The following is a 1,313-nucleotide window of genomic DNA, read 5'->3' as shown; positions in this document are numbered from 1 at the left end:
TCCATCGCGCTCAATCGCTGCTTCATTAGCTTTTCCTGAATAATCCAGTCAACCAGCAGGCTCGGATCGGCGACTCCTGATCCTGACGCTGTTCGGGCGGACCCTATGAGGGCACGGTCGGGGCGCCGTCGGGCGGCACTGCCGGGCTCGGGAATTATCGCTTCTGGTTCAATGGAGATGACAAGCCACTCCCGGCTTCGTCAGCGCCTAGTCCAGCCATGCATGGCGAGTTCTTCCGGATGTTCGTCCAATCATCGCAATTCATGCAAGAAGAACGTTACCGCGTGGGGTAGGTCCATGCAAATCAATAACGCAAGATCTCACGCCCTAGCCAGGCCTAGTGTGCACAGGCAGCTTATATAACTTCCGTTCAAAACTGCTTCCTTCTGGAATTTCAAGGCAGAGCCTTGCTGGATCAGGGAACGCTGGATGATATTTGCCGGTCTTGTTCACGCTGACCCGAAATTGAAGACTTACCCGCGAACTTATTGCAGAATGGTGAGATGGGTGACTCAAGCGGGCTCATATGATATATATGAGCTGTTGCTAAATTAGCGATGCCACTTCGTGCTGACTTTGGCAAGGAGCGCGCGGAACGTACACCGCAAGCCAACAGGATTGGGCCAAAACCGGCTCCGGGATGTTGAGGTGATGAATATGGCTGTTGCCGAAGCTTTTGTGCGAACTGAGTTACTCAATGACGCTGGCCATCGCGCACGACCGGTTTTCACCTCAAGGGGGAGACACTCAAGGGGGAGACAGATGACAGATGACGCCGATGCAACATTAGCACGGGCACTTACGCAAGAGTTCCTGGTCGCATGTGAATTGCCGTCTTCGATCGAGTCCTACGAGCTCTTCGCGAAGAAGGTCATCGCGGCTGCACGGGTGCGGGATGAAAGATGGGAAGATATTTCATCTGCGCCCAAGGACGGAACCAGGATTCTCGTGCTTTGCCCCCATGCGCGCATCTTTTCGGATATTCATATCGACTGGTGGTCGGATGGCCCCGGCAAGCCGCGCTGGGCGCAGTCAAGCCCGAACGAGCAACCGAAGTTCTGGCGTGAAATCCCAGCCGGGCCGGGGCAAAGTCACGACCTGCCCGTAGGAAAACGCAACCGCCGTCGCTGATTGTGGGCTGCTACAGATCCTCCCGACGTTTCTCGTAAGATCCGGCGCGAGTTCCACAATGGTAATGAGGCCATCGTCCTCGTTCCCGCCGGCCGCAACCCTCGCCCGACGATATCAGCCACGAGAGGCTGCAACTGGCTTGCGTTTTGGGCCTGTAGCTCGGCGTCACCGACGCAATGAGT

At 56.2% G+C, this 1,313-nt stretch carries 1 protein-coding gene; it reads left to right on the top strand.

Annotated elements, in window-relative coordinates; all coding sequences use genetic code 11:
* Nucleotides 1-762: 762 nt before the first annotated feature.
* Nucleotides 763-1,131, top strand: a complete 369-nt coding sequence (locus X743_RS1000000172660; RefSeq protein WP_023769483.1) for a hypothetical protein — start codon at nucleotides 763-765, stop codon at nucleotides 1,129-1,131.
* Nucleotides 1,132-1,313: the final 182 nt, after the last annotated feature.

Origin of the sequence: Mesorhizobium sp. LNHC232B00, from assembly GCF_000502435.1 — a bacterium.
Classification (GTDB): Bacteria; Pseudomonadota; Alphaproteobacteria; order Rhizobiales; family Rhizobiaceae; genus Mesorhizobium; species Mesorhizobium opportunistum.
Note: the sequence above shows the minus strand (reverse complement) of the source record. Positions and strands in the feature narration are given on the sequence as shown.

What these genes read in the sequence shown, in the direction of transcription:
- X743_RS1000000172660 (WP_023769483.1), top strand. Translation starts at nt 763, where the DNA reads ATGACAGATGACGCCGATGCAACATTAGCACGGGCACTTACGCAAGAG.